The sequence below is a fragment of the Desulfuromonas soudanensis genome (genome assembly GCF_001278055.1).
Taxonomy (GTDB): Bacteria; Desulfobacterota; Desulfuromonadia; order Desulfuromonadales; family WTL; genus Deferrimonas; species Deferrimonas soudanensis.
On sequence record NZ_CP010802.1, the window covers coordinates 951863 to 969393 of the forward strand.

At 62.4% G+C, this 17531-nt stretch carries 31 protein-coding genes, 1 other RNA gene and 1 pseudogene; 32 read left to right on the plus strand and 1 reads right to left on the minus strand.

All coding sequences use genetic code 11. From position 1 onward, the window contains the following. Positions 1-207: pseudogene (locus tag DSOUD_RS19130) on the minus strand (helix-turn-helix domain-containing protein); the annotation flags it as partial. 284 nt (positions 208-491) lie between these two features. On the opposite strand from DSOUD_RS19130, the gene DSOUD_RS04105 reads away from it, so the two are divergent. The 32 genes from DSOUD_RS04105 to DSOUD_RS04230 all read left to right on the plus strand — a co-directional run bounded on the left by DSOUD_RS04105 (position 492) and on the right by DSOUD_RS04230 (position 17440). Then, a complete protein-coding gene (locus DSOUD_RS04105; protein WP_053549812.1) occupies positions 492-701 on the plus strand; it encodes a hypothetical protein in 210 nt (69 codons plus the stop codon). Positions 702-704: 3 nt separating this feature from the next. Next, on the plus strand, positions 705-1016 hold the full coding sequence (locus DSOUD_RS04110) for a helix-turn-helix domain-containing protein (RefSeq protein WP_082351064.1): 312 nt from the start codon (positions 705-707) through the stop codon (positions 1014-1016). Positions 1017-1018: 2 nt separating this feature from the next. After that, positions 1019-1495 carry a hypothetical protein gene (locus DSOUD_RS04115; RefSeq protein WP_053549813.1) on the plus strand — a complete coding sequence of 159 codons (477 nt, stop codon included), beginning with the start codon at positions 1019-1021 and terminating at the stop codon, positions 1493-1495. Beyond that, positions 1492-1740, plus strand: a complete 249-nt coding sequence (locus DSOUD_RS04120) for a hypothetical protein (RefSeq protein WP_053549814.1) — start codon at positions 1492-1494, stop codon at positions 1738-1740. Before DSOUD_RS04115 ends, DSOUD_RS04120 begins: the two co-directional genes overlap by 4 nt. Before the next feature lie 129 nt (positions 1741-1869). Then, the gene (locus tag DSOUD_RS04125) at positions 1870-2166 is read left to right on the plus strand and encodes a helix-turn-helix domain-containing protein (protein WP_053549815.1); all 297 of its coding nucleotides are present in this window, start codon (positions 1870-1872) and stop codon (positions 2164-2166) included. 1 nt (position 2167) lies between these two features. Beyond that, the gene (locus tag DSOUD_RS04130) at positions 2168-3226 is read left to right on the plus strand and encodes a hypothetical protein (RefSeq protein WP_053549816.1); all 1059 of its coding nucleotides are present in this window, start codon (positions 2168-2170) and stop codon (positions 3224-3226) included. A 5-nt stretch (positions 3227-3231) separates the two neighbouring features. Continuing rightward, positions 3232-4827, plus strand: a complete 1596-nt coding sequence (locus DSOUD_RS04135; RefSeq protein WP_053549817.1) for a DDE-type integrase/transposase/recombinase — start codon at positions 3232-3234, stop codon at positions 4825-4827. Then, a complete protein-coding gene (locus tag DSOUD_RS04140) occupies positions 4824-5714 on the plus strand; it encodes an AAA family ATPase (RefSeq protein WP_053549818.1) in 891 nt (296 codons plus the stop codon). Before DSOUD_RS04135 ends, DSOUD_RS04140 begins: the two co-directional genes overlap by 4 nt. A 6-nt stretch (positions 5715-5720) precedes the next feature. Next, positions 5721-6140, plus strand: coding sequence for a helix-turn-helix domain-containing protein (locus DSOUD_RS04145; protein WP_053549819.1), 420 nt, complete (start codon positions 5721-5723; stop codon positions 6138-6140). Positions 6141-6154: 14 nt separating this feature from the next. Next, positions 6155-6289 (plus strand): hypothetical protein, encoded by a 135-nt coding sequence (locus DSOUD_RS18975; protein ID WP_269745865.1) that lies wholly within the window; start codon positions 6155-6157, stop codon positions 6287-6289. Between the two features lie 3 nt (positions 6290-6292). Further along, on the plus strand, positions 6293-6820 hold the full coding sequence (locus DSOUD_RS04150) for a host-nuclease inhibitor Gam family protein (protein WP_053549820.1): 528 nt from the start codon (positions 6293-6295) through the stop codon (positions 6818-6820). Further along, a complete protein-coding gene (locus tag DSOUD_RS18315; RefSeq protein ID WP_157671759.1) occupies positions 6820-6996 on the plus strand; it encodes a hypothetical protein in 177 nt (58 codons plus the stop codon). The genes DSOUD_RS04150 and DSOUD_RS18315 overlap by 1 nt, the downstream gene beginning before the upstream one ends. After that, on the plus strand, positions 6953-7153 hold the full coding sequence (locus tag DSOUD_RS18320) for a hypothetical protein (protein ID WP_157671760.1): 201 nt from the start codon (positions 6953-6955) through the stop codon (positions 7151-7153). Before DSOUD_RS18315 ends, DSOUD_RS18320 begins: the two co-directional genes overlap by 44 nt. Next, positions 7153-7341: a hypothetical protein gene (locus DSOUD_RS04155; RefSeq protein ID WP_053549821.1), complete on the plus strand. Its 189-nt coding sequence runs from the start codon at positions 7153-7155 to the stop codon at positions 7339-7341. Before DSOUD_RS18320 ends, DSOUD_RS04155 begins: the two co-directional genes overlap by 1 nt. Next, the gene (locus DSOUD_RS18325; protein WP_157671761.1) at positions 7338-7496 is read left to right on the plus strand and encodes a hypothetical protein; all 159 of its coding nucleotides are present in this window, start codon (positions 7338-7340) and stop codon (positions 7494-7496) included. Before DSOUD_RS04155 ends, DSOUD_RS18325 begins: the two co-directional genes overlap by 4 nt. Continuing rightward, positions 7497-7572, plus strand: an RNA gene (locus DSOUD_RS17705) — hammerhead ribozyme type II. Between the two features lie 64 nt (positions 7573-7636). Beyond that, positions 7637-7867 (plus strand): hypothetical protein, encoded by a 231-nt coding sequence (locus DSOUD_RS04160; protein WP_053549822.1) that lies wholly within the window; start codon positions 7637-7639, stop codon positions 7865-7867. Then, on the plus strand, positions 7864-8652 hold the full coding sequence (locus DSOUD_RS04165) for a hypothetical protein (protein ID WP_157671762.1): 789 nt from the start codon (positions 7864-7866) through the stop codon (positions 8650-8652). The genes DSOUD_RS04160 and DSOUD_RS04165 overlap by 4 nt, the downstream gene beginning before the upstream one ends. Before the next feature lie 14 nt (positions 8653-8666). Further along, complete coding sequence (locus DSOUD_RS04170; RefSeq protein ID WP_053549824.1) at positions 8667-8924, plus strand: hypothetical protein; 258 nt, start codon at positions 8667-8669, stop codon at positions 8922-8924. Between the two features lie 11 nt (positions 8925-8935). Beyond that, on the plus strand, positions 8936-9082 hold the full coding sequence (nrdD, locus tag DSOUD_RS18330) for an anaerobic ribonucleoside-triphosphate reductase (RefSeq protein ID WP_053552284.1): 147 nt from the start codon (positions 8936-8938) through the stop codon (positions 9080-9082). Further along, positions 9079-9366 (plus strand): hypothetical protein, encoded by a 288-nt coding sequence (locus tag DSOUD_RS18335; RefSeq protein ID WP_157671763.1) that lies wholly within the window; start codon positions 9079-9081, stop codon positions 9364-9366. Before nrdD ends, DSOUD_RS18335 begins: the two co-directional genes overlap by 4 nt. Positions 9367-9386: 20 nt before the next feature. Further along, positions 9387-9950: a regulatory protein GemA gene (locus DSOUD_RS04180; protein ID WP_053549825.1), complete on the plus strand. Its 564-nt coding sequence runs from the start codon at positions 9387-9389 to the stop codon at positions 9948-9950. A 16-nt stretch (positions 9951-9966) separates the two neighbouring features. After that, complete coding sequence (locus DSOUD_RS04185; protein WP_053549826.1) at positions 9967-10284, plus strand: hypothetical protein; 318 nt, start codon at positions 9967-9969, stop codon at positions 10282-10284. Positions 10285-10496: 212 nt separating this feature from the next. Beyond that, positions 10497-11126, plus strand: coding sequence for an N-acetylmuramoyl-L-alanine amidase (locus tag DSOUD_RS04190; protein ID WP_053549827.1), 630 nt, complete (start codon positions 10497-10499; stop codon positions 11124-11126). Beyond that, positions 11120-11533 carry a hypothetical protein gene (locus DSOUD_RS04195; protein ID WP_053549828.1) on the plus strand — a complete coding sequence of 138 codons (414 nt, stop codon included), beginning with the start codon at positions 11120-11122 and terminating at the stop codon, positions 11531-11533. Before DSOUD_RS04190 ends, DSOUD_RS04195 begins: the two co-directional genes overlap by 7 nt. A gap of 12 nt (positions 11534-11545) precedes the next feature. Further along, entirely contained in the window at positions 11546-12331 is a 786-nt protein-coding gene (locus DSOUD_RS04200; protein ID WP_053549829.1) for a hypothetical protein, read from the plus strand. Positions 12332-12334: 3 nt separating this feature from the next. Beyond that, positions 12335-12673 carry a hypothetical protein gene (locus DSOUD_RS04205; protein ID WP_053549830.1) on the plus strand — a complete coding sequence of 113 codons (339 nt, stop codon included), beginning with the start codon at positions 12335-12337 and terminating at the stop codon, positions 12671-12673. Then, positions 12673-12918, plus strand: coding sequence for a hypothetical protein (locus DSOUD_RS04210; RefSeq protein ID WP_053549831.1), 246 nt, complete (start codon positions 12673-12675; stop codon positions 12916-12918). The genes DSOUD_RS04205 and DSOUD_RS04210 overlap by 1 nt, the downstream gene beginning before the upstream one ends. Before the next feature lie 100 nt (positions 12919-13018). Next, positions 13019-13507, plus strand: a complete 489-nt coding sequence (locus tag DSOUD_RS04215; protein WP_053549832.1) for a DUF1804 family protein — start codon at positions 13019-13021, stop codon at positions 13505-13507. After that, the gene (locus DSOUD_RS04220) at positions 13494-15080 is read left to right on the plus strand and encodes a phage terminase large subunit family protein (RefSeq protein WP_053549833.1); all 1587 of its coding nucleotides are present in this window, start codon (positions 13494-13496) and stop codon (positions 15078-15080) included. The genes DSOUD_RS04215 and DSOUD_RS04220 overlap by 14 nt, the downstream gene beginning before the upstream one ends. Continuing rightward, positions 15080-16498: a hypothetical protein gene (locus tag DSOUD_RS04225; RefSeq protein ID WP_053549834.1), complete on the plus strand. Its 1419-nt coding sequence runs from the start codon at positions 15080-15082 to the stop codon at positions 16496-16498. Before DSOUD_RS04220 ends, DSOUD_RS04225 begins: the two co-directional genes overlap by 1 nt. Continuing rightward, positions 16499-17440 (plus strand): structural protein, encoded by a 942-nt coding sequence (locus DSOUD_RS04230; RefSeq protein ID WP_053549835.1) that lies wholly within the window; start codon positions 16499-16501, stop codon positions 17438-17440. The last annotated feature ends 91 nt before the right edge of the window (positions 17441-17531 follow it).

A 17531-nucleotide genomic window follows, 5' to 3' on the forward strand; every position in this document is an offset into this window, starting at 1 on the left:
GCCCGTCAACACCCACTCAAGACGTAGTCCTTTTGTCCCGCAGAATGAAACCAAAATCTCGTATGGGACGGTATTTCTCGTTTTCCATACGGCGAGTTTCTTCGGTGGCTCTTTCAATACACGGGCCAATTCGGCGTCATTTCGAAGATTTAGGACCTTCTTGAGACGCTCATAAATCTCGGATGTGTTAATGACTACGTTTCGCAATTTTATCCTTGACCATGCCTACGTTTTGAAGTAGTCTCTGACTGTCTAGTTGAAGATTCAAACACAGACAGTCAAAAAAAAGAGAGGGCTAGCGCCGCTACCAGTATCGCCCGAGAACGCGGCGCCGGTGATCAGGAGGGTCGGAAGTGACGCCATAAGGTTTGAGTCTTTTCAGGCGCCACCACCGCCAGCCCTTAATGGCGGCGGGACCGGCCACAAGCAGGAAGCCGGCAAGTGCAAGCAGAAAATCTTTATTCCGGCTAAGCCAAAGGAAAACAGCCCTCATGAAAAAAATTCTCCAGATTGTTTATCCGGCGTTTGCTCTTTTCTTTTTCGCTATGACCCTGCGGCCTGTGTTGGGGGTCTCTGCTGATCCCTATATTTACCTGGCCGGCTTTCTTGCCGGATATACCGTTGATTGGATCTATTGCTACATCATTTTCTGCGACGAAGACGGGTTCGATGACGACGATAACGACAATGAAAAGGATTGACCTATGAACGCTGCTCATAAAAAACCGGAAAGAACCGACTGGCATACGGCCGATATCAAGTGCGCCCTGGCGAAGAAGGGTTGGACCTTCGCCCGGATCGCCCGCGATTACGATTACGCGCCAAACGGGCCAAACATGGTGATGTGGAAGCCATGGCCGGTAATGGAGCAGATCGTGGCCGATCTGATCGGAGTGCATCCCTCGGATATTTGGCCGTCGCGTTACGACAAGAAACGCAAGCCGCTGCGTGCCGACATGAAGAGTTTTAGCCGGTTGAGGGTTAAAACCGAGGGTAGCAAAGAGGAAAGCAATTAGCAATGGCTAAAAGGCCTGCAAAATCAGACAGTGCCCAGCTTTCGCTCCTGGATTTGATCCAGCGGGCGCAGGAGATGGCCGAGTCCGCGGCCGACCAGGGGAGCCTGTGCATTGAGGCGCAGTTGCGGCGGTCGCTGTCTGAGGCGATCAAGGGGTGTCCGTTGTCGATCCACCAGGTCGCCGGGGAGATGAGCCACCTGCTCGGCGAGACGATCACTGCCGAAATGATCTACAGCTGGACGGCCGAGAGCAAAACCCGCCACCAGCTCTGGGGAAGCCGCTTGCCGGCCTTCTGCAGGGCAACGGGATCGCGGCGGCCGATGGAGATTCTGGCCGAGGCGGCGGGGCTCTTCACGTTGCCGGGGCCCGAGGCGCTACGGGCCGAGATTCAGAAGCTGCGGGAAGAAGAACAGGCGGCGGCCCGCGAGCGGAAGAAGAGAGAGTGTTTCCTACGTGAGATGGAAGGAGGTCGATCATGAGCAGAATGTGGATGAAAGAAGAGGTCGCGGCCCTGTTGGACGAAGACGGCGCGGTGATCTGCCCGGATTGCCAGACCCCGATGACCACCCGGGCGCGGTTTATCTGGCTGACCCCCGAAAAGAAGGAAAATCAGCTGGTCGCAGCCGTGCGCTGCACCTGCCCCTCTTGTCCGTGCGTCATCCAGGTGGACACCCAGCTGCAATGGGCCACCGAATGGACGAAGGCGGGCAAATGCGCTGGGTGATGGCATCGGTGCTCTTTGCGGGGCTGGCCCTGGCGGGATCGGAAGGGCCGCTGTTTCCCGGGCCGAACCTGGTCGGGGTGGGATTGATCATGTTATTTGCCGCGGTGATGCGGCGACAGGAGGTAGGCAGTGGCCAAAACGACGGACAAGCGCATCGGCGCAGCTGAAAAAATGATCGACTTGATGGAGTTTCTTTTCGCCCAACCCGAGCCGTTGACCCTGCCCGAAATCGCCACCGGCCTCGGCGAGCCGTCCGGTACCGTACGGTGCTACCTGTTCTCGGCGCTGGATCGCAAGTGGGTCAAGCAGGTCGGCAACTGCTTCGAGCCGGGCTCCCGGATCCCCGGGATGTATGCGGCCTACAAATTGGGGATAGAACATAAGATCAACACCTTGCAGCGTGACCTGACAGCACTGGAGGCATGACATGAGCGACATTAACCAAGAAATTCTGGACTGGCTGGTCAACACCCCGCCCAGCGACGGCAACTTCAAACAATGCCTCAAGGAGGCCAACTCTGCCACCGTGCAGGCGGCCATCGAATTCGTCAAAGAGCAGCCCGCAAACAAAGTCAAACTCCGGGCGCTGGCGTCCCGCCTCGAACAGTGTCTGGACGGCCTGGTCGAGGTCAATAACCGGCAGAGCCGGGGGCTCGCCATGGACATGGGGACGCTCCAGGCTGAGCGGGACGCGAAGCAGGCAGAACAGGCTGAACAGACCGATCGAGAACGGCTGATCGCCGAGTACCATCAAGCTATCGGCCAGATAAAAACCGCAAACATGTTTGCGGAATTTGCAAATATCAGTTCCTTGCTTTGGATAAAGCAAATGCAGGAAACCAAGGCATATAAGGAAATTGGAACATGGGAAAACTTTTGTAAATCAATAGGTTTCTCTCGTCAGCACATTGAAGACCAACTAAAAAACCTGTCGGCGCTTGGGGAAAAATTTCTGCAAACCGTTTGCGGTTTAGGTGTCGGCTACCGAGATCTCCGTAAACTCCGCCAACTAGCCCACGATGGCGTAGTCACCATCGATGCCGAGGCGGTGACGGTCGGCGAGGAGCGGATCCCCATGGACGGCGATCACGCCGACGAGCTGCAGGCGGCGATCGAGAAGATCATCGAAAGCAAAACCCAGCTCACCCAGCGGGTCGAGAAACTGGAGAAGGACGTGGCGTCGGTGGTCAAGGAGGAAACGCGCGGACTCAAGGTCGAACGCGACGCCCTGGTCAAGGAGATCAAGCGCCTCAAGGCCTTCGACCCCGAAGACAAGGATCACACCTGGTGCGCCCAGCAGCTCAAGGAAATCCATGACGCGGTGGCGCATCTCGCGGCCATGTGCGGAAGGGTGATCATCGACGAGCGGGCGCTCGACGATCCGGTTGTGCTCGGCCAGGTCGAAGGGTTCATCAGCGGCGCCGAGGTGCTGATCAACCATCTGCGGCGCCAGTGGGAAGAGAACGTCAACCTTTACGAGGCGTGAGAATCATGGCCAAGGCGATCGAACCGGCGGTGCTGACCATGGTCCTTTCCGACTGGCGCAGCGCCCCCCAGGGGCACAAGACGATGGTGATATTCAATTGGGCCGGCCGCCTCGGCGTCTCGGAAGCGACGCTCTACCGCGCCCTGCCGAGGAGCCGCGAGCGCAAGGCCGAGCGCAAGATCGAGGGAATCGAGGATTCAGCCCGGGTCATCGCCGCCATCAAGTGCCGCCCGCCCGAGCACCGCGGCAAGATCACGACCGAGCAGGCGGTGAAGCTGGCCCTGGCCAACGGGCAACTCCCCGCAGCGCACGCCGAAGTGCATTCGGCCACCTGGGATCGGGTCATTCGCGACGTCTGCGACCTGCGCACCACGCGCCGCATCAGCCGATTCCAGGCCGAGCGTCCCAACCAGCTCCACCACGTCGACGGTTCGACCTCCAGTTGTTTCTACATCGCCAAGCGGCTTCCGGACGGCGAATTCGTGCTCAAGCTGCACAAGGGGATGAAGGACTACAAGAATAAACCGATCCCGGTGGATGGCCTGCGCCCCTGGGTGTACGGCCTCACCGACGATCACAGTGGCGTGCACGTGGCCCGCTACGTGGCGGCCTGCGGCGAGAGCGCCGGCGACAATATGGATTTTCTCTCCTGGGCCTGGAGCAAAAACGACGACAAGGAACTTTTCGGTATTCCCGAAAAGATCAAAGGGGACAAGGGCCCGATGATGAGCAGCGAGGGCGCGCCCGAGTGGTTCGGCCGCCTCGGCGTCGACATCGACCCCTCGACCCCCCTGAACAAGGAGTCTCACGGCAAGATCGAGCGCCCCTGGCGCACCATGTGGCAGCGCTTCGAGCTCCCCTTTTTCGTCGAAACCGACTGGAAAAAGTTCGAGATCACCCTGGGCGAACTCAATCGGCGGTTTTTTATCTATCAGCAGGAACTCAACAATCGCCGCCATCGCTTCGAGCGCACGGTCAACCGCATCGACGCCTGGCGAAAGATCAGCCTGCTCGGCGGCGCCGTGGCGCTGCCTGAAAACGCCATCCGCACGGTGGTGCGCCGCTGGGCGCGCAAGCTCGATCAGGCCGGGGTGTTCAGCCTCGACAACGTGCTCTACGAGGTCAAGGGGCTGCACGACGCCTGGGTTTACGTCTATCAGGGCGTGTTCGAAAACAAGATGGTGGTGGTCGACCAGGTGACCGGGCAGAAGTACGAGGTGGAGGATTTTGCGCCCAACAAGCTCGGCGAATACAGCACCCAGAAAGAGGCCCCCTATCAAAAGGCCGCCAAGGCGGGCGCCCTGCTCGACGGAATGCACAACACCCTCTATGTCGAGAAGCCCGTCGCCTCTGCCAAGGTCAGCCGGATCCCCACACGGGTCAAGGCGCCGCGACAGTTGGACGATCCTCTGGCTGTCGACAGCTACGCCTCGCTGGGCGAAGCGATGCGGGATTTTCAAAAGCTTTGCGGATTTGTGCTGGATAAAGAAAGCCGGGAAGGCGTCGGTGCTCTGATCACCGATAACCGCCTGTCCCGGCGTTTTGTGGCCGACCTGGCCGGCGAGGTACAGGTCGAAAGGGAAAGGAGAGTGACGGGATGAGTATGACGAGGCTGGAGACGTTTGTCAATCTGGGCTATCGCAGGGACCCCTTTAAGGGGGCGGCCTTCGAGACCGGAGACGGCCTGCGGGTGCGGCGCATTCTCACCATGGCGGTGGAGAGCCGGGCCATGGTGAGCATCTGCGGCGAGCGCGGCATCGGCAAGAGCGCGGCGATCCGGGCCGCCCTGGAAAAACTCGGGGTGCGGCAGGTCGCCGTCACCCGGGGACAAAAAGAAAAAATCAGTATCGGCGACATCGAGAACGCCCTGGTCCTCGACCTGTCCGACGAATCGCCCCGCCGGGGCGGTGAAGCGCGCAGCCGCCAGGTGCGGCGGATCGTCGGAGAGGCCAGCCGAAAGCAGCAGATCGTGCTGGTCATCGAAGAGGCGCACCGGCTGCACGGAAGCACCCTGCGAAGCCTCAAGACGCTGCGCGAAATCCAGTGGATGGGCGAGAGCGAACTGTTCACCGTGGTGCTGGTCGGGCAGAGCGATCCCATGGCCCGGGCCGGAGTCAGCGAAGTGCGGCTGCGCACCGACTGCGTGCGCATGCACGGCCTCAGCGCCGGAGAAGCCGCCGGCTACGTACGGTCGATGCTCGGCAAGCACTTTGTCGACGAGGCCGTGGAGACCCTTTCCGAACTCCCTTCGGCCCGTAATTTCCTCGAGCTGCAGGCCCTGACCGTCGAGCTGATCAACCTGGCCATGGCCGAAGGCCGCGAGCAGGTGACCCTGGCGGATGTCAGGGCCATGGCCGGCAACACGCAAACGCCGCTGCCGAAGGCGCCGCGCAAGACACAAGCGGCGCCGGTCACTGGCGGGGATGCTCTCCAGACTGTTCTCGGCCGCCGCTCCGGCGTATCCGAGCCCGTCAAGGCGGCGGGGTAAGGGGTCATGCTGCGACTCAGAGAATGCCTTGAATCGTGCGGCATCACACAGAAGAGCCTGGCGTCGGCCATCGGCTGGAGCCCCACTCAGATCAGTCTGACCCTGCGCAAGGGGCGCTTTCCGGTGGACTCCGAACGGTTCCGCTCGGGCGTTCGGAAGTTCGTCGATGAAACACCCGAGGTAAGGGCATGGGTCCGGGAGCAGGGCCTCACCATCGACGCCCTGTTCGACCGGCCGCCAAGCTCCGAGCCGGTCGATTTGGACAACGCCATCCTGACCGTCGTCGGGCGCGTCGCGACGGCCGGACCAAGGACAGACGATCTGCTGAGCCTGGCTCGGGTGGCGCGGTACTTGTTGGGTGAGCTGCGCAGTTGTCAACCAGAATGGATTGTCGACATCGAGGCCGAAGCGGCCGGGATGCTGTGAAAAAGGGGGAATAGATGACCATCATTTTGTGTCTGGCATCAGCAAGTTCCGGGGCTGTCATCGGCGTGATGACAATGGCTCTCCTGCAAATCAACCGGTCGGAAGAGCCCGAGATCTTCGGGCCCGGCCCCAGAGAAGAAAGGGAATGACCCATGGCAACCCTCGCCGAAATAGAAAAATCAACCTGTGAATTCGCCGACAAGCGCGCCGCGCTGCTGGCCCTCGTCCAGGAGCTCCAGGACGAAATCGAGGGCACCAAGCGCAAGCGCCTCCCTGCCATCAAGGAGGCCGCCGCCGATCTGACCATTGCCCACGAGGCCCTCTATGCCGAGGTCGAGGGCGCGGCCCCTCTCTTCGAAAAGCCGAAGACCCGCACCTTCGCCGGGATCCGCGTCGGCTTCAAAAAGGAAAAGGGGAAAATCGTCATCGAGGACGAAGAAACCACCATCGCCCTGATCCGCAAGGTCGTGCCGAAGCTCGCCGATCAGTTGGTGCAGAAGAAGGAATACTGCCTCAAGACCGGCCTCGAACAGCTGCCGGCCGCCACCCTCAAGATGATCGGCGTCACCATCACCGCCGACACTGATGCGGTCTACATCAAGCCGATCGGCGACGACATCGACAAGTTCGTCGGCGCCCTCCTCGAGGAGGGCGAAAAGCTCCTCCGGGAGGTGGCCTGATGATCGAGCGCATGGGCGTCACCATCGGCTTTCAGGAGTTCGCCAACCGCGACCTGGCCGAAGACTACCTGGTGCAACAGGCCATTCGCGAAGGCGCCCGAGCAGTGAAACTCGTCGAGAACAGGAGGGTGTATGCCGAAACGAATCATCAGGATCAGCCGGAATGTCCCGCTTGACGTGCTGGCCGTCGAGGCCCATGTGCGGTACTGGCAAAAGAAGGTTGCGGCCGCGGCGACCGAGCGGGATCGCGCTTTTGCCGAGGGGAGCTTGAACGCCTGGGAAATAATGTTGGTCGTACACGGGGTTCCGGTACCCAATGGGAAGGTGGCGTGATGAAACCACCCTATTTCAAGGTCACCGGCCGCTGCGACACCGGCTGCTCGGTCGACACCTGGCAGGTCGACCGCAAGCAGGTCCGAAAAATATCAACCAGCGGACAGGAGTACACCATTGACCGTCTGGTTTGTCCCCAGTGCAACGCCTGGGGCTACGTCACGAAAATCGAGGAGGTGAAGGGATGAAAGCAAGCGAACTGATCAAAGAACTGCAACGCCTGGTCGACGATCACGGAGATCTCCCCATGGCCATCGACTCCGGAGAAGAACTGCTCCCGCTCGACGAGGTCGATATCTCCGCCGATGAATCGGAGGATTGCTTCATCCTCTGGTGGGAATAAAAGCGAAACGACCACCCCCCCAGGGGGGTAGTCGTCGCTCGGGGGTGGTGCCCCGGGCCTGATGATGCAGCCAAGTTGCCCCGGGGGTGTCCCCTCCTGGCCCCCGGGGATTTTTTGACCATAGACACGACGAGGATCCCATGGCCAAGTCCGCCCCCCTGTTTCCCCAGCGCATCGAGGCATGCAACACGTTGCGCTGCACCCGCATCGTCGATGACGTGGCCGTGCTGGCCACCGGCCTCGGCACCTTGCGGGTACCGCTGGCCTGGTGGCGGGCGCACCAGCATCAGCCGAGCCTGATCCTCGTCGTCTCCGGAATTGACACCGCCCCGCAGCACATCGGCGCCACGGCGGCCAAGGAGAAGAAGTGATGCAGCTGACCTGCCCCTGCTGCTTTGCCGCCTTCCCCGTCGAGGCCGCCCTGGAGTCGGCCGCCGGACGTGAGCTGATGGGTGTGCTTGCGCAGGCGGGGCCGCTTGCGCGTCCCCTGGCGGCGTACCTCGGGTGCTTTCGCAGCGCCTCGCGGGCGCTTGCCTGGGAGCGGGCCCTGCGCCTGGCGCGCGAGGTGATGGATCTCACCGGCGACCAGCGCGCCCTGGCGACGGCGTTGGGCCAAACGGTCGAGGCGCTGCGGTCCAAGCGCGAACGGGGTGACGCCCGGCCGCTAAAAAACAACAACTATCTCAAACAGGTTCTGGAATCGGTCGCGGCGACCGATCAGCCCGCTCGGTCGGATCTGACGGATCGGTCCGATCAGGCCGCGCCCGCAGCAAAAGGCAAGCGCCGCCAGGCCATCGAGCTGCTGGCCGCCTGGGCCGGTGACGACTGGCTGCGGATCGAGATCGCGCACGGGCTGTCGGCGCTCACCGCCCTGCCGCACCTGGCGCCCCCCGGAACCGACGCCGTCGAGATGACCGCCGGGGTGTACGAGACGGTGATCCGCCGCCGGGTGAACATCGTCGAGGTCGATCGCGGCCGGGTGACCGAAGCCTTCGGCGAGCTGCTCAAAAACAGCTTGAAAGAATGGCCCGAGCCCTCCGCCGTGATCGCCCATTTACCGCGTCGCCCCGAGCGGCACAAACTCGCGGCCGACCCCAGCGCCGACGACCGCGCGGCCGCCCTGTCGGCGATGGCCGCAATCCGCGCAAAACTCTAAAGAAGGAGGACCTGATGAGCGAGACCGAAAAGCGCAAGGAGATGCACTACGGCAGCATCGAAACCAGCGAGCAGCTCAAGGCCACCCTGGCCGTGCTGCAGCAGGGCGGGATCCGCACCACGGCGACGATCCGCCGCGCCACCCGGTCGCAGGCCGTGCACTCGGACATCGCGGCGCTGCGCAAGAATGACATCCTGATTCGGACGCACGCCCTGGGTAAGAAACGCGGCCGGCGGGTGTACGGCTACGAGTTGGTGGGGGTGAAGGGTTGAACACGCCGAAGATGTGCGACGGTAAGACCGAGGTCTGGTCGCGGGTGTGCGGGTTTTTCCGGCCGGTGCAGCAGTGGAACAAGGGGAAAAAGGAGGAGTTCCGGGAGCGGAAACCTTATGCCATATCCGCAGATGACGCAGATGGGGCAGATGAATGACCGAGCAAAAATCCAGACTTCTTTCCCGCGTTCGTGGCCGACTCTTCAGGCAAGCCATGCAAGCGGTCAAGGCCGAACCGGTTAAAATACGCTGTTGCGGTCCGCATCCGGATAAGGCTTACAGTGCCGGCTGCGGAAGAGTGATGTCGATCTTTTATGCGTACAAATGCCTTTATTGCGGGTTTTACTTCTGTGCGCGGTGCGCGGAGAAACACTTCGGCAAAACCCGGGCGGAGCACAACGAGGAAATGAAGGCGGCAGGGAAGTATCTCGGCAACTTTTAAGCAAAAAAGGAAGGCAGATCATGAGTCAACGGAAAACGCACGGAGCGCCGATCACCAGGGTCCAGGTCACGCTGATCCACGTAGCCAAGGGCGAGCTGGGGATCGATGACGACACCTACCGCGACATGCTGCAGGAGATGTTCGGCGCCGGCAGCAGCAAGGATCTGAGTGCCGCCGAGGCGGACGATCTCCTCGAGGAGTTCAAGGCCCGGGGTTTCCGGGTGGTCTCACGCCACCCGCGACCGGCCAAGAAGCGGCCCCAGGGGAAAAACGTGGTGCACCTGGCCAGTGCGGCCGAGATCGACAAGCTCAACGCCGTCGCCTCGTTGATCCGCTGGCGGGTGGCAAACGGGCTGGCGCTCTTTCTCGAGAAGCGCCTCGCCATCAAGGGCGGCCGGGTGCGCACCGCCCGGGAGGCGTATCTGGCCATCGAGGCCCTCAAGAAGATGTTCGAAAACGGCATGGTCAAGGCCCACGGCCCGGAGTGGTGGACGATGCGCCACGCTCCGGAGATCGAGGAGTACATCCACCGTCACGCACCGGCGGAGTTTCGGGATTTGATGGGCAAGGTTTACAAGCGATAAACAGAGGGGCGTTCCCATGGTCAAGGAACGGGCGGAAAAAAAACTGGAAGGAATGTTGAGAGCCTCCGGCCTGCACAAGAAGGCCAGCTACTCTCCCGGAGAGGTGCAGGCCATCCTCGGCTGCAGCGAGAGTACCTACTGGCGGCTGCTGGCCCGCTGCGAGCGGGACCCCGGGACGGATCAGCTGCGCTACCCCGACTGCCTCGACAGCTACATGCTGCAACGGACCCGCCGGGTCCGGTTCGACGAGCTGGTCGAATACCTGATCCGCAACAACACCTACGAGCGCAATCACGGCATCGACCCCAATCAGCTCGATCTGTTCGGCACATGAATTTAAGAGTGCCCCAATAACCTCATCCCCACACAAAAGGCCCCTCTTCCGGAGGGGCCTTTTGACTGTCAGATGCCACCAGTCCACCGCGCTATCCCCTCGTAATACCTATATTCTCCAGTCCAGCAAAGAGGCTTTTCGCCTCGACCTCCTGTCCCGGCCCGGCGGCTGACCCCCGCCGGGCCAACCTTAACAAAACCCGCGAGGCCGCCATGCGCAAACTCCCCCTCATCATGATCGACCCGGGCCACGGCGGGACCGATCCCGGCGCCACGCCGGAGTCCCCCATCGAAGCCGGCATCAATCTGGCGGTCGCGCTGCACCTGCGCGACATCCTCGAAAATCAGGGCTTTGCCGTCATCGTCACTCGCCTCGTCGACCGTACGCTCTCCCTCGATGAACGGGTGATGCTCGAGCACCAGTTCGACAGCGACCTCTTTATCAGCCTGCACTGCAACGCCGCCGCCGATCCCCGCGCCAAGGGCATCGAGATCTGGACCGCCCCCGGAGATTCCCCGGCCGACCCGGCCGCCACGGAGATCTTCCGCGCCGTCAGCAAAGCCTTCCCCGACCGGCGCCTGCGCACCGACTACACCGACAGCGACCTCGACAAAGAGGCGCGCTTCCGGGTGCTCACCGGCACCCTGGGCCCGGCCGTTCTGCTGGAGATGGGGTTTGTCAGTAACGCCGAAGAGCGCGCCTGGCTCCAGTCCACGGCCACCCAGGTACACATGGCCCTGGCTATCGCCGCCGGCATCCTCGCCTGGCACCGCACCCTCAAGGATCAGGCGCACGCCCGCATCGACGACATCCGCAAGAGCCATCCGGGGGCGGCATGTTGAAGCCCCTCCCAGCAGGCGCCGCGCTCCTCTACGCCCCGGCCGCCTACGTCAATGCCGCAACCGTGGTGCGCCGCCTGGTCGTCAACGGCTGCGGTACCGGCGGCTGGAAGGGCGCCCTGGTTCCCGAGACGATCTACGGCCTCGACGTGACGGCGGCCTGCAACATCCACGATTGGATGTACACCGCCGGCGAGAGCATCGCCGACAAGGAGGAAGCCGACCGCACCTTTTTGAACAACCTGCTCCGGCTGGTCGACGCCGCCGGCGGTCCCTGGCTGCTGCGCCGCCTTCGGCGCCGCAGGGCCCGCATCTATTACGAGGCGGTCCATCTCTTCGGCGGCCCGGCCTTCTGGCACAACAAAAACCCGCAAGGGACCATGATCACCGCGGCCGCGGCCGCCATCTGAAAAGGAGACGCCATGTTCAGCACCAAGAGCCCCCTGTGGAGCAAAACCCTGTGGACCAATCTGCTGGCGATTATCGCCATGGCCGTGCAGTCGCAGACCGGCTACGTCATCCCCCTGGAGGCCCAGACCCTGCTCCTGGCCGCCGGCAACCTCGGGCTGCGGACGATCACGAAACAGCCCCTCGACTGGAGCAAGATCAAAATCACGGGTGTCGGCTGCCTCCTCGCGCTGGCTGTCGCCAGCGTCACGGTAGCGCCGTTGCTGGGCGGCTGCGCCTTCAACGCCCTGAAGCAAAAGCCGGTCCTGACCGAGCTGGCGATTCGCACCGCCGCCGGGCGGGTGCTCGATCAGCACCCCGCCTGGGTCGAACCGGCCCGGCGGATCTCCGCCGAGGCGATCCGCGCCCTGCAGAAGGGCGATCTGGTCACTCTCGGCAATCTCCAACCCTACATCCTCGAAATGATCCCCTGGCAGGCCCTCACCCCCGAAGAAGAAGAACTGCTGCGGGTGCTCATCACCGCCATCGCCGCCGAGACCACCGACTCTCTGGCCAGGCAGGGGGTCAAGTCCCCGCAAGAGGCCGTGGTGCAGGTGGCCACCGTCCTCGGCTGGATCAACCAGAGCGCCGAGATCCGGGCGCAGCGCTCCACGGCGGTACCTCCGCCCATCGCTCCCGATATCTTCGCCTCCTTCGGCAGCGAGCTGGAATCCGACCGGGCCAAGCTGGACCGGATCCTGGACAGCATGATCGAGGAAGCGGCGGCCAAGGCGGACAGTGCGACCGGACTCGGGAGGTAAGGGGTGCTCGAGGGAGTTTCCATCTCATTTATTGCGCTGATCGTCAGCTCCCTCGGGCTTCCCGGCATGGCCGTCGTCTTCTGGTACGTCGATCAGCGGCGTACCGACCGGATGATGCAGGAGCACAAAAAGGAGCTGCACGAAGTCCTTGAACGGTACCGCGAGGACGTCCAACGCATCGCCCGTTTCTATGAAGACAACGTCCTCCTGGTCAAGGGCTACGAGCGCCTGGCCGCCGACCTGACGAGCATCATCACCCTGTCGACCCGCACCCTCGAGGGGCTGGTCCAGAAGATCGATAACAACCATTTTTGTCCGGTGGTGCGGAAAGGAAAAAGCTGATGAGTCTGGAGCGAGCCGCCATGCGCGGGAAACTGGCCGAAGCCCAGGACACCCGCCACCGCCTGCGCCTCAAGGCAGAGGGGCTGTGCACGGCGATCCGCGCCGGTCTGCTCACCGCCTTAATCGACGTCGAGGAGATCGACACGGCCCAGGCGGCCCAGCAGATGGATGACCTGGTCATCACCATGGGCGAGCTGGCGGCGCTGCAGGGGCAGATCGCCCGCTTGCAGAAGGAGTTGCGCTGATGCTGTGGCTGCTGATCGGCGCGGTACCGGCCGTCTATCTGCTCATCTTTCTGGTCGATGGCCTGCTCAACCTGGTCGTCACCGAATTCGGGGGGAACTGATGGCCGAGAAGGGCGCCAAGGCCAAACTTTATGACTTTGCCTTCCGTCTCTATGGCGAAGGCCGGAGCCTGAGTGAGATCGAGCTGACCCTCGATGTTTCCCGCCAGACGCTCTCCGCCTGGAAGGCCGAAAGCAAACGCCCTAACGATGATCTCGACGATTGGGATAAGGCCCGCAAACTCAAGCGCAGCAACGTGCAACGGCTGCGCGATCTCTTCGACCGCGAGTTGACCGCCCTCGAAGAGTCACGCGCCGGGGAGATGTCGGCAGTCTCCTTGGATGCCATCACCAAGCTCGGCACCCTGGTGCAGCGCTGGGAACAGGCAGAAAGTGCCCCGGCCTACGACAAGCCGCAGGTCTTCCTCGATAACCTCCAGTTCATCATCGGCTGGTTGAGCGAGAACGATCCGGAGGGCCTCAAGGTGCTGGCCGAAAGCTTCGACTCCTTAACCCAGGCATTCAAGGCGGGCTGCAATGGCAATGCGTAAGCGCCCCCTGCTCAGCGAGGGGCAATACGACAAGCAGGTCGCGGAACTTCGCGCGTTCATCAAGGAGGCCGTCAGCCCCTTCGAGAATGACACGCCGGCCAAGAAAAAAGAGCGCATCGCCCGGTCGCTGTGGGACAAGCTCTATTACATGCAGACCTATCTACCGCATTATTTCACCTCGGCCTTCGGTGAGTTTCACGACGAATGGGCGGAGATCGCCGGACTTCAAGATCAGTTCGCCCTGGTCGGCGCCCCCCGCGAGCACGCCAAATCGACGTTCTTCTCTTTCGGCGACCCGCTGCACGTCATCTGCCACAGCCTGATCAAGTTCGGCCTTCAGTTCTCGGACACGCATGAACAGGCGCAGGGCTTCACGGTCGCGGTCAAGCTGGAGCTGGAAGAGAACGTCCGCATCCGTCATGACTTCGGCGACCTGCGCACCAAGCACTGGAGCGACGACGACTTCAAAACCAAAAACGGCATCTGGTATCTGGCCCGTGGCCGCAGGGACAAGATTCGCGGTTTGAAGAACGGGCCGCACCGCCCCGACTACGCCCGCTTTGACGACATGGAAAACGACGACAACGTCGAGAACCCGCGCCTGGTCAAACGGATGATCAGTTGGATCCGCGGCTCGGTCATCGGCTCGATGGGCAAGGGGTACAAGGCGCTGATGGTTGGCAACCTTTTTCACCCCCGCTCGGCGATCTCCCAGCTAATCGCCCTGACCGATGAGGAGGTCGGCGGACCGTTGTACTTTTCCCGGGTCTATGACGCCATTCTCGATGAGGGGACGCCCCATGAGCGGCCGCTGTGGCCGGCGAACTGGTCGATGGAGCGCCTGCTGAAGAAAAAACACGACATGGGCACCTTCGACTTCAACCGCGAGATGCGCAACAAGGTGGCGGTTGACGGCTCCCCCTTCCCCGACGAACAAGCCCAGTATTACGAGCCCTCCGAGCTCGCGGGCAAGGAGTTGATCACCGTCACCGCCCTCGACCCCAGCGCCAAGGCCGGCGAGAACAACGACTATCGGGCGGTGGTCACCTGGAGTCTCGACCGGGCAACGATGACCTTCTACTGCCGCCATGCCTGGCTGAAAAAGAGAGCGATCGGCGAGATGTTCGCTGCCGCCTACGCCCAGCGGGCCGAGTACGGCTCGGAGTGCGTCGAGGTAGAAGAGAACATGCTCAAGGATTTCCTTCACGAGGCGATCGCCAATTACGCCAAGGACGTCGGCTCCTATCTGCCGTGGTCCCCCGTGAACCACTCGACCAACAAGGAGGCGCGCATCGTCGGCACCTGCGCCTACCTGTGGGAGTTCGGCAAGATGAGGTTCATCAAGGGGCACAGCGACCAGATCCTGCTCAAGGACCAGTTCGTCTACATCCTGACACCCGCCGTTCACGACGATGGTCCGGACGCCACGGAGATGGCAATCAGCAAGCTGCAGAACGGCTGCTTCACCGCTGCTGGCATCTCCAGCGACCCCGACACCGACACCTACCGCCCCGAGCGGGCCGAAGGAATCACCGGCCGCCTTGGCCGCATTTTCAACAGGAGACACGCCTGATGGGCATCAAGTCGTTTTTGACGGACAAGCTCTTTGGCGCCGAGATCGTTCGCCAGGTCGAGACCCGCATGCAGGCCGCCGGCAGCAGCCTCGACGAGGCCGGGTGGCGGCGCCTGTCGGGCAACGCCAACCGCGAACTGCCAGTGGCGACCTGGGCGCGGCAGGTGGAAATCTGCTACTGGATCTGGAAGACCAACCCCCTGGGCAACTGGATCATCGAGACCCTCGCCAGTTTCGTGGTCGGCAAGGGCTTCACTTACACCGCCGGCCCGGAGGCCGTGAACAACCTGCTCGACGGCTTCTGGTTCGATCCGGTCAACCGCATGGACATCCGGCTCAAGCGCATGGTGCGCGAGCTGTTCATGTTCGGCGTCCAGGTCTGGCCCGTCTTCAAGGCCGAGCAGACCGGCCGGGTGCGCCTCGGCTCCATCGACCCGGCGCTGATCGTCGAGGTCTACACCGACCCGGAGAACGTCGAGATCGTCATCGGCGTCAAGGTGCAGCATCACTCGGATACGACCCGCACCCGCATCCTGCGCACCATTCTCACCGGCGAGACCGACACCGTCGTCTCCAACGAGGCCCGGCAGCTCCGCGAAAACTGGAATGACGGCGAGTGCTTTCTCTTCTCGATCAACAACATCAGCAACGATCCCCTGGGGACCTCGGATCTCTTTCCCATCGCCGACTGGATCGACGAGTACGAGCGCTTCGTCTTCGGCTACTCCGAAAAGACATCCCAAATGAACGCCTTCATGTGGGACGTCACCCTGACCGACGCCGATCCCAAGGCTATCGAGGCCTACGCCAAGGACAACCCGACCCCCAAGCCAGGGGCCACCCGCTACCACAACCACAAGGTGAAATGGGAGGCGGTTGCCCCCGACCTCAAGGCCCTCGACGTGTCGGCCGGCGCGCGGCTCTTCCGCAACCACATCCTCGGCAACAAGAGCATCCCCGAGCACTTCTACGGCGGCGGCGGCGACGTCAACCGGGCCACGGCCGGCGAGATGGACGCCCCGTTCTACGCCATGATCGACGACCGGCAGAACCTGGTGAAGCACATCCTCGAAACGATCTTCACTTACGTGGTGGCCAGCGCCCTCGAGGCGTCCAACCTGCACGTCGAACGCGACGAGGACCCCTTTGATTTCGCGGCGCAGAAGCCCGAAACCAAGGAAAAGGACATGGCCAAGGTGTCGAGTGCCGTCCGCGATATCGTCACCTCCCTGGTGGCCGCCTCGGCGCAGCAATGGATCGACCCGGAGAATGCCACCAAGGTCTTCGCCTTCGTCCTGGCCCTGATCGGCTACGAGTTCGACCCCGACACCATGGACACCGATCCGGAATATCGGGACTACAAGGACAAAAAGGCCAAAGGGAAGAAGGAAGAGAAACCTGAGGAGGGGGCGGAATAGATGGCGGTCAACGTCACAGCCAACCTGGTGCGCCTGCTGGCCGCCAAGGACAAGAAGATCCTTGGTGGGCAGGAAGCGGTCAAGTCGATCTTGATCGAGGTGCGCGCCCAGATCCTCGGCGAGCTGCAGGGCGTGACCGGCGACAGCTACACCGCCTACCACCTGCGGCAAAACCTCGACTCGATCGAGGGGCACCTGGCGCAGTTCGAGAGCCTGGCCGGGCGCGAGCTGGGGAGCCTGCTGGACGCCACCTGGGAAGGCGGCGCCGATCTTCTCCCCGAGGCGACCAAGGGGAGCGGCCTGGTCCTCGGCTACGGCCACATCCCGACGAGCGTGCTGCAGACGCTCAAGGACTACAGCTTTCACAAAATCTCGAATCTGACGGCCGACGCCTTCGGCCGGATTCGCGGCGAGCTCTCCCTCGGCATCCTCGGGCAGAAGAGCCCGCAGCAGGTGATGAGCGCCATTGCCGGCAGTCTCGATTCGCCCGGCGTTTTCAAGAGCATCGAAGAGCGCGCCTGGGTCATCACCGGTACCGAGATGGGGCGCACCTTTTCCCAGGCAACCCAGACCGGCATGGCGCAGGCGACGCAGAGCGTCCCCGATCTGAAGAAACAGTGGTGGCACGCCGGGCACCCGAAGCAGCCGAGGAAAAACCATCTGGCGCTGCACGGCCAGGTGCAGCCGGTGGACAAACCCTTTCTGCTCGGGTCGCTTTCGATCATGCACCCCCGTGATCCGAAGGCGCCGGCGTCCGAGGTCATCCGCTGCGGCTGCGACCATGTGCCGTATATGGATGTCTGGGGGCGGGACAAGCTTCCCATCTTCAACGAACGGGGCGAAGTGATCGCCCAAAGAGGACAGCGCACCGGGCTCGAAGAGCCCCTGGTCGGAAAGTTCGAACAGGGGCAGATAAAGCCGAAGGCGGGCAAAGGTACCTAAAATCCTTGACAGGCCGTTTATAAACAAAATTTGGGCCCCACAGGGGCAAGGACCGGGGTCGGCGGCAACCCTATTATCAACCCACGAGGAG

What these genes read in the sequence shown, in the direction of transcription:
- DSOUD_RS04230 (WP_053549835.1), top strand. Translation starts at nt 16,499, where the DNA reads ATGGCGGTCAACGTCACAGCCAACCTGGTGCGCCTGCTGGCCGCCAAG.
- DSOUD_RS04155 (WP_053549821.1), top strand. Translation starts at nt 7,153, where the DNA reads ATGAAACCACCCTATTTCAAGGTCACCGGCCGCTGCGACACCGGCTGC.
- DSOUD_RS18975 (WP_269745865.1), top strand. Translation starts at nt 6,155, where the DNA reads ATGACCATCATTTTGTGTCTGGCATCAGCAAGTTCCGGGGCTGTCATC.
- DSOUD_RS04170 (WP_053549824.1), top strand. Translation starts at nt 8,667, where the DNA reads ATGAGCGAGACCGAAAAGCGCAAGGAGATGCACTACGGCAGCATCGAA.
- DSOUD_RS04195 (WP_053549828.1), top strand. Translation starts at nt 11,120, where the DNA reads ATGTTGAAGCCCCTCCCAGCAGGCGCCGCGCTCCTCTACGCCCCGGCC.
- DSOUD_RS04215 (WP_053549832.1), top strand. Translation starts at nt 13,019, where the DNA reads ATGGCCGAGAAGGGCGCCAAGGCCAAACTTTATGACTTTGCCTTCCGT.
- DSOUD_RS04200 (WP_053549829.1), top strand. Translation starts at nt 11,546, where the DNA reads ATGTTCAGCACCAAGAGCCCCCTGTGGAGCAAAACCCTGTGGACCAAT.
- DSOUD_RS04105 (WP_053549812.1), top strand. Translation starts at nt 492, where the DNA reads ATGAAAAAAATTCTCCAGATTGTTTATCCGGCGTTTGCTCTTTTCTTT.
- DSOUD_RS18335 (WP_157671763.1), top strand. Translation starts at nt 9,079, where the DNA reads ATGACCGAGCAAAAATCCAGACTTCTTTCCCGCGTTCGTGGCCGACTC.
- DSOUD_RS04110 (WP_082351064.1), top strand. Translation starts at nt 705, where the DNA reads ATGAACGCTGCTCATAAAAAACCGGAAAGAACCGACTGGCATACGGCC.
- DSOUD_RS18325 (WP_157671761.1), top strand. Translation starts at nt 7,338, where the DNA reads ATGAAAGCAAGCGAACTGATCAAAGAACTGCAACGCCTGGTCGACGAT.
- DSOUD_RS04130 (WP_053549816.1), top strand. Translation starts at nt 2,168, where the DNA reads ATGAGCGACATTAACCAAGAAATTCTGGACTGGCTGGTCAACACCCCG.
- DSOUD_RS04115 (WP_053549813.1), top strand. Translation starts at nt 1,019, where the DNA reads ATGGCTAAAAGGCCTGCAAAATCAGACAGTGCCCAGCTTTCGCTCCTG.
- nrdD (WP_053552284.1), top strand. Translation starts at nt 8,936, where the DNA reads ATGTGCGACGGTAAGACCGAGGTCTGGTCGCGGGTGTGCGGGTTTTTC.
- DSOUD_RS04150 (WP_053549820.1), top strand. Translation starts at nt 6,293, where the DNA reads ATGGCAACCCTCGCCGAAATAGAAAAATCAACCTGTGAATTCGCCGAC.
- DSOUD_RS04180 (WP_053549825.1), top strand. Translation starts at nt 9,387, where the DNA reads ATGAGTCAACGGAAAACGCACGGAGCGCCGATCACCAGGGTCCAGGTC.
- DSOUD_RS04140 (WP_053549818.1), top strand. Translation starts at nt 4,824, where the DNA reads ATGAGTATGACGAGGCTGGAGACGTTTGTCAATCTGGGCTATCGCAGG.
- DSOUD_RS04225 (WP_053549834.1), top strand. Translation starts at nt 15,080, where the DNA reads ATGGGCATCAAGTCGTTTTTGACGGACAAGCTCTTTGGCGCCGAGATC.
- DSOUD_RS04145 (WP_053549819.1), top strand. Translation starts at nt 5,721, where the DNA reads ATGCTGCGACTCAGAGAATGCCTTGAATCGTGCGGCATCACACAGAAG.
- DSOUD_RS04190 (WP_053549827.1), top strand. Translation starts at nt 10,497, where the DNA reads ATGCGCAAACTCCCCCTCATCATGATCGACCCGGGCCACGGCGGGACC.
- DSOUD_RS04210 (WP_053549831.1), top strand. Translation starts at nt 12,673, where the DNA reads ATGAGTCTGGAGCGAGCCGCCATGCGCGGGAAACTGGCCGAAGCCCAG.
- DSOUD_RS04135 (WP_053549817.1), top strand. Translation starts at nt 3,232, where the DNA reads ATGGCCAAGGCGATCGAACCGGCGGTGCTGACCATGGTCCTTTCCGAC.
- DSOUD_RS04220 (WP_053549833.1), top strand. Translation starts at nt 13,494, where the DNA reads ATGGCAATGCGTAAGCGCCCCCTGCTCAGCGAGGGGCAATACGACAAG.
- DSOUD_RS18315 (WP_157671759.1), top strand. Translation starts at nt 6,820, where the DNA reads ATGATCGAGCGCATGGGCGTCACCATCGGCTTTCAGGAGTTCGCCAAC.
- DSOUD_RS04185 (WP_053549826.1), top strand. Translation starts at nt 9,967, where the DNA reads ATGGTCAAGGAACGGGCGGAAAAAAAACTGGAAGGAATGTTGAGAGCC.
- DSOUD_RS04160 (WP_053549822.1), top strand. Translation starts at nt 7,637, where the DNA reads ATGGCCAAGTCCGCCCCCCTGTTTCCCCAGCGCATCGAGGCATGCAAC.
- DSOUD_RS18320 (WP_157671760.1), top strand. Translation starts at nt 6,953, where the DNA reads ATGCCGAAACGAATCATCAGGATCAGCCGGAATGTCCCGCTTGACGTG.
- DSOUD_RS04120 (WP_053549814.1), top strand. Translation starts at nt 1,492, where the DNA reads ATGAGCAGAATGTGGATGAAAGAAGAGGTCGCGGCCCTGTTGGACGAA.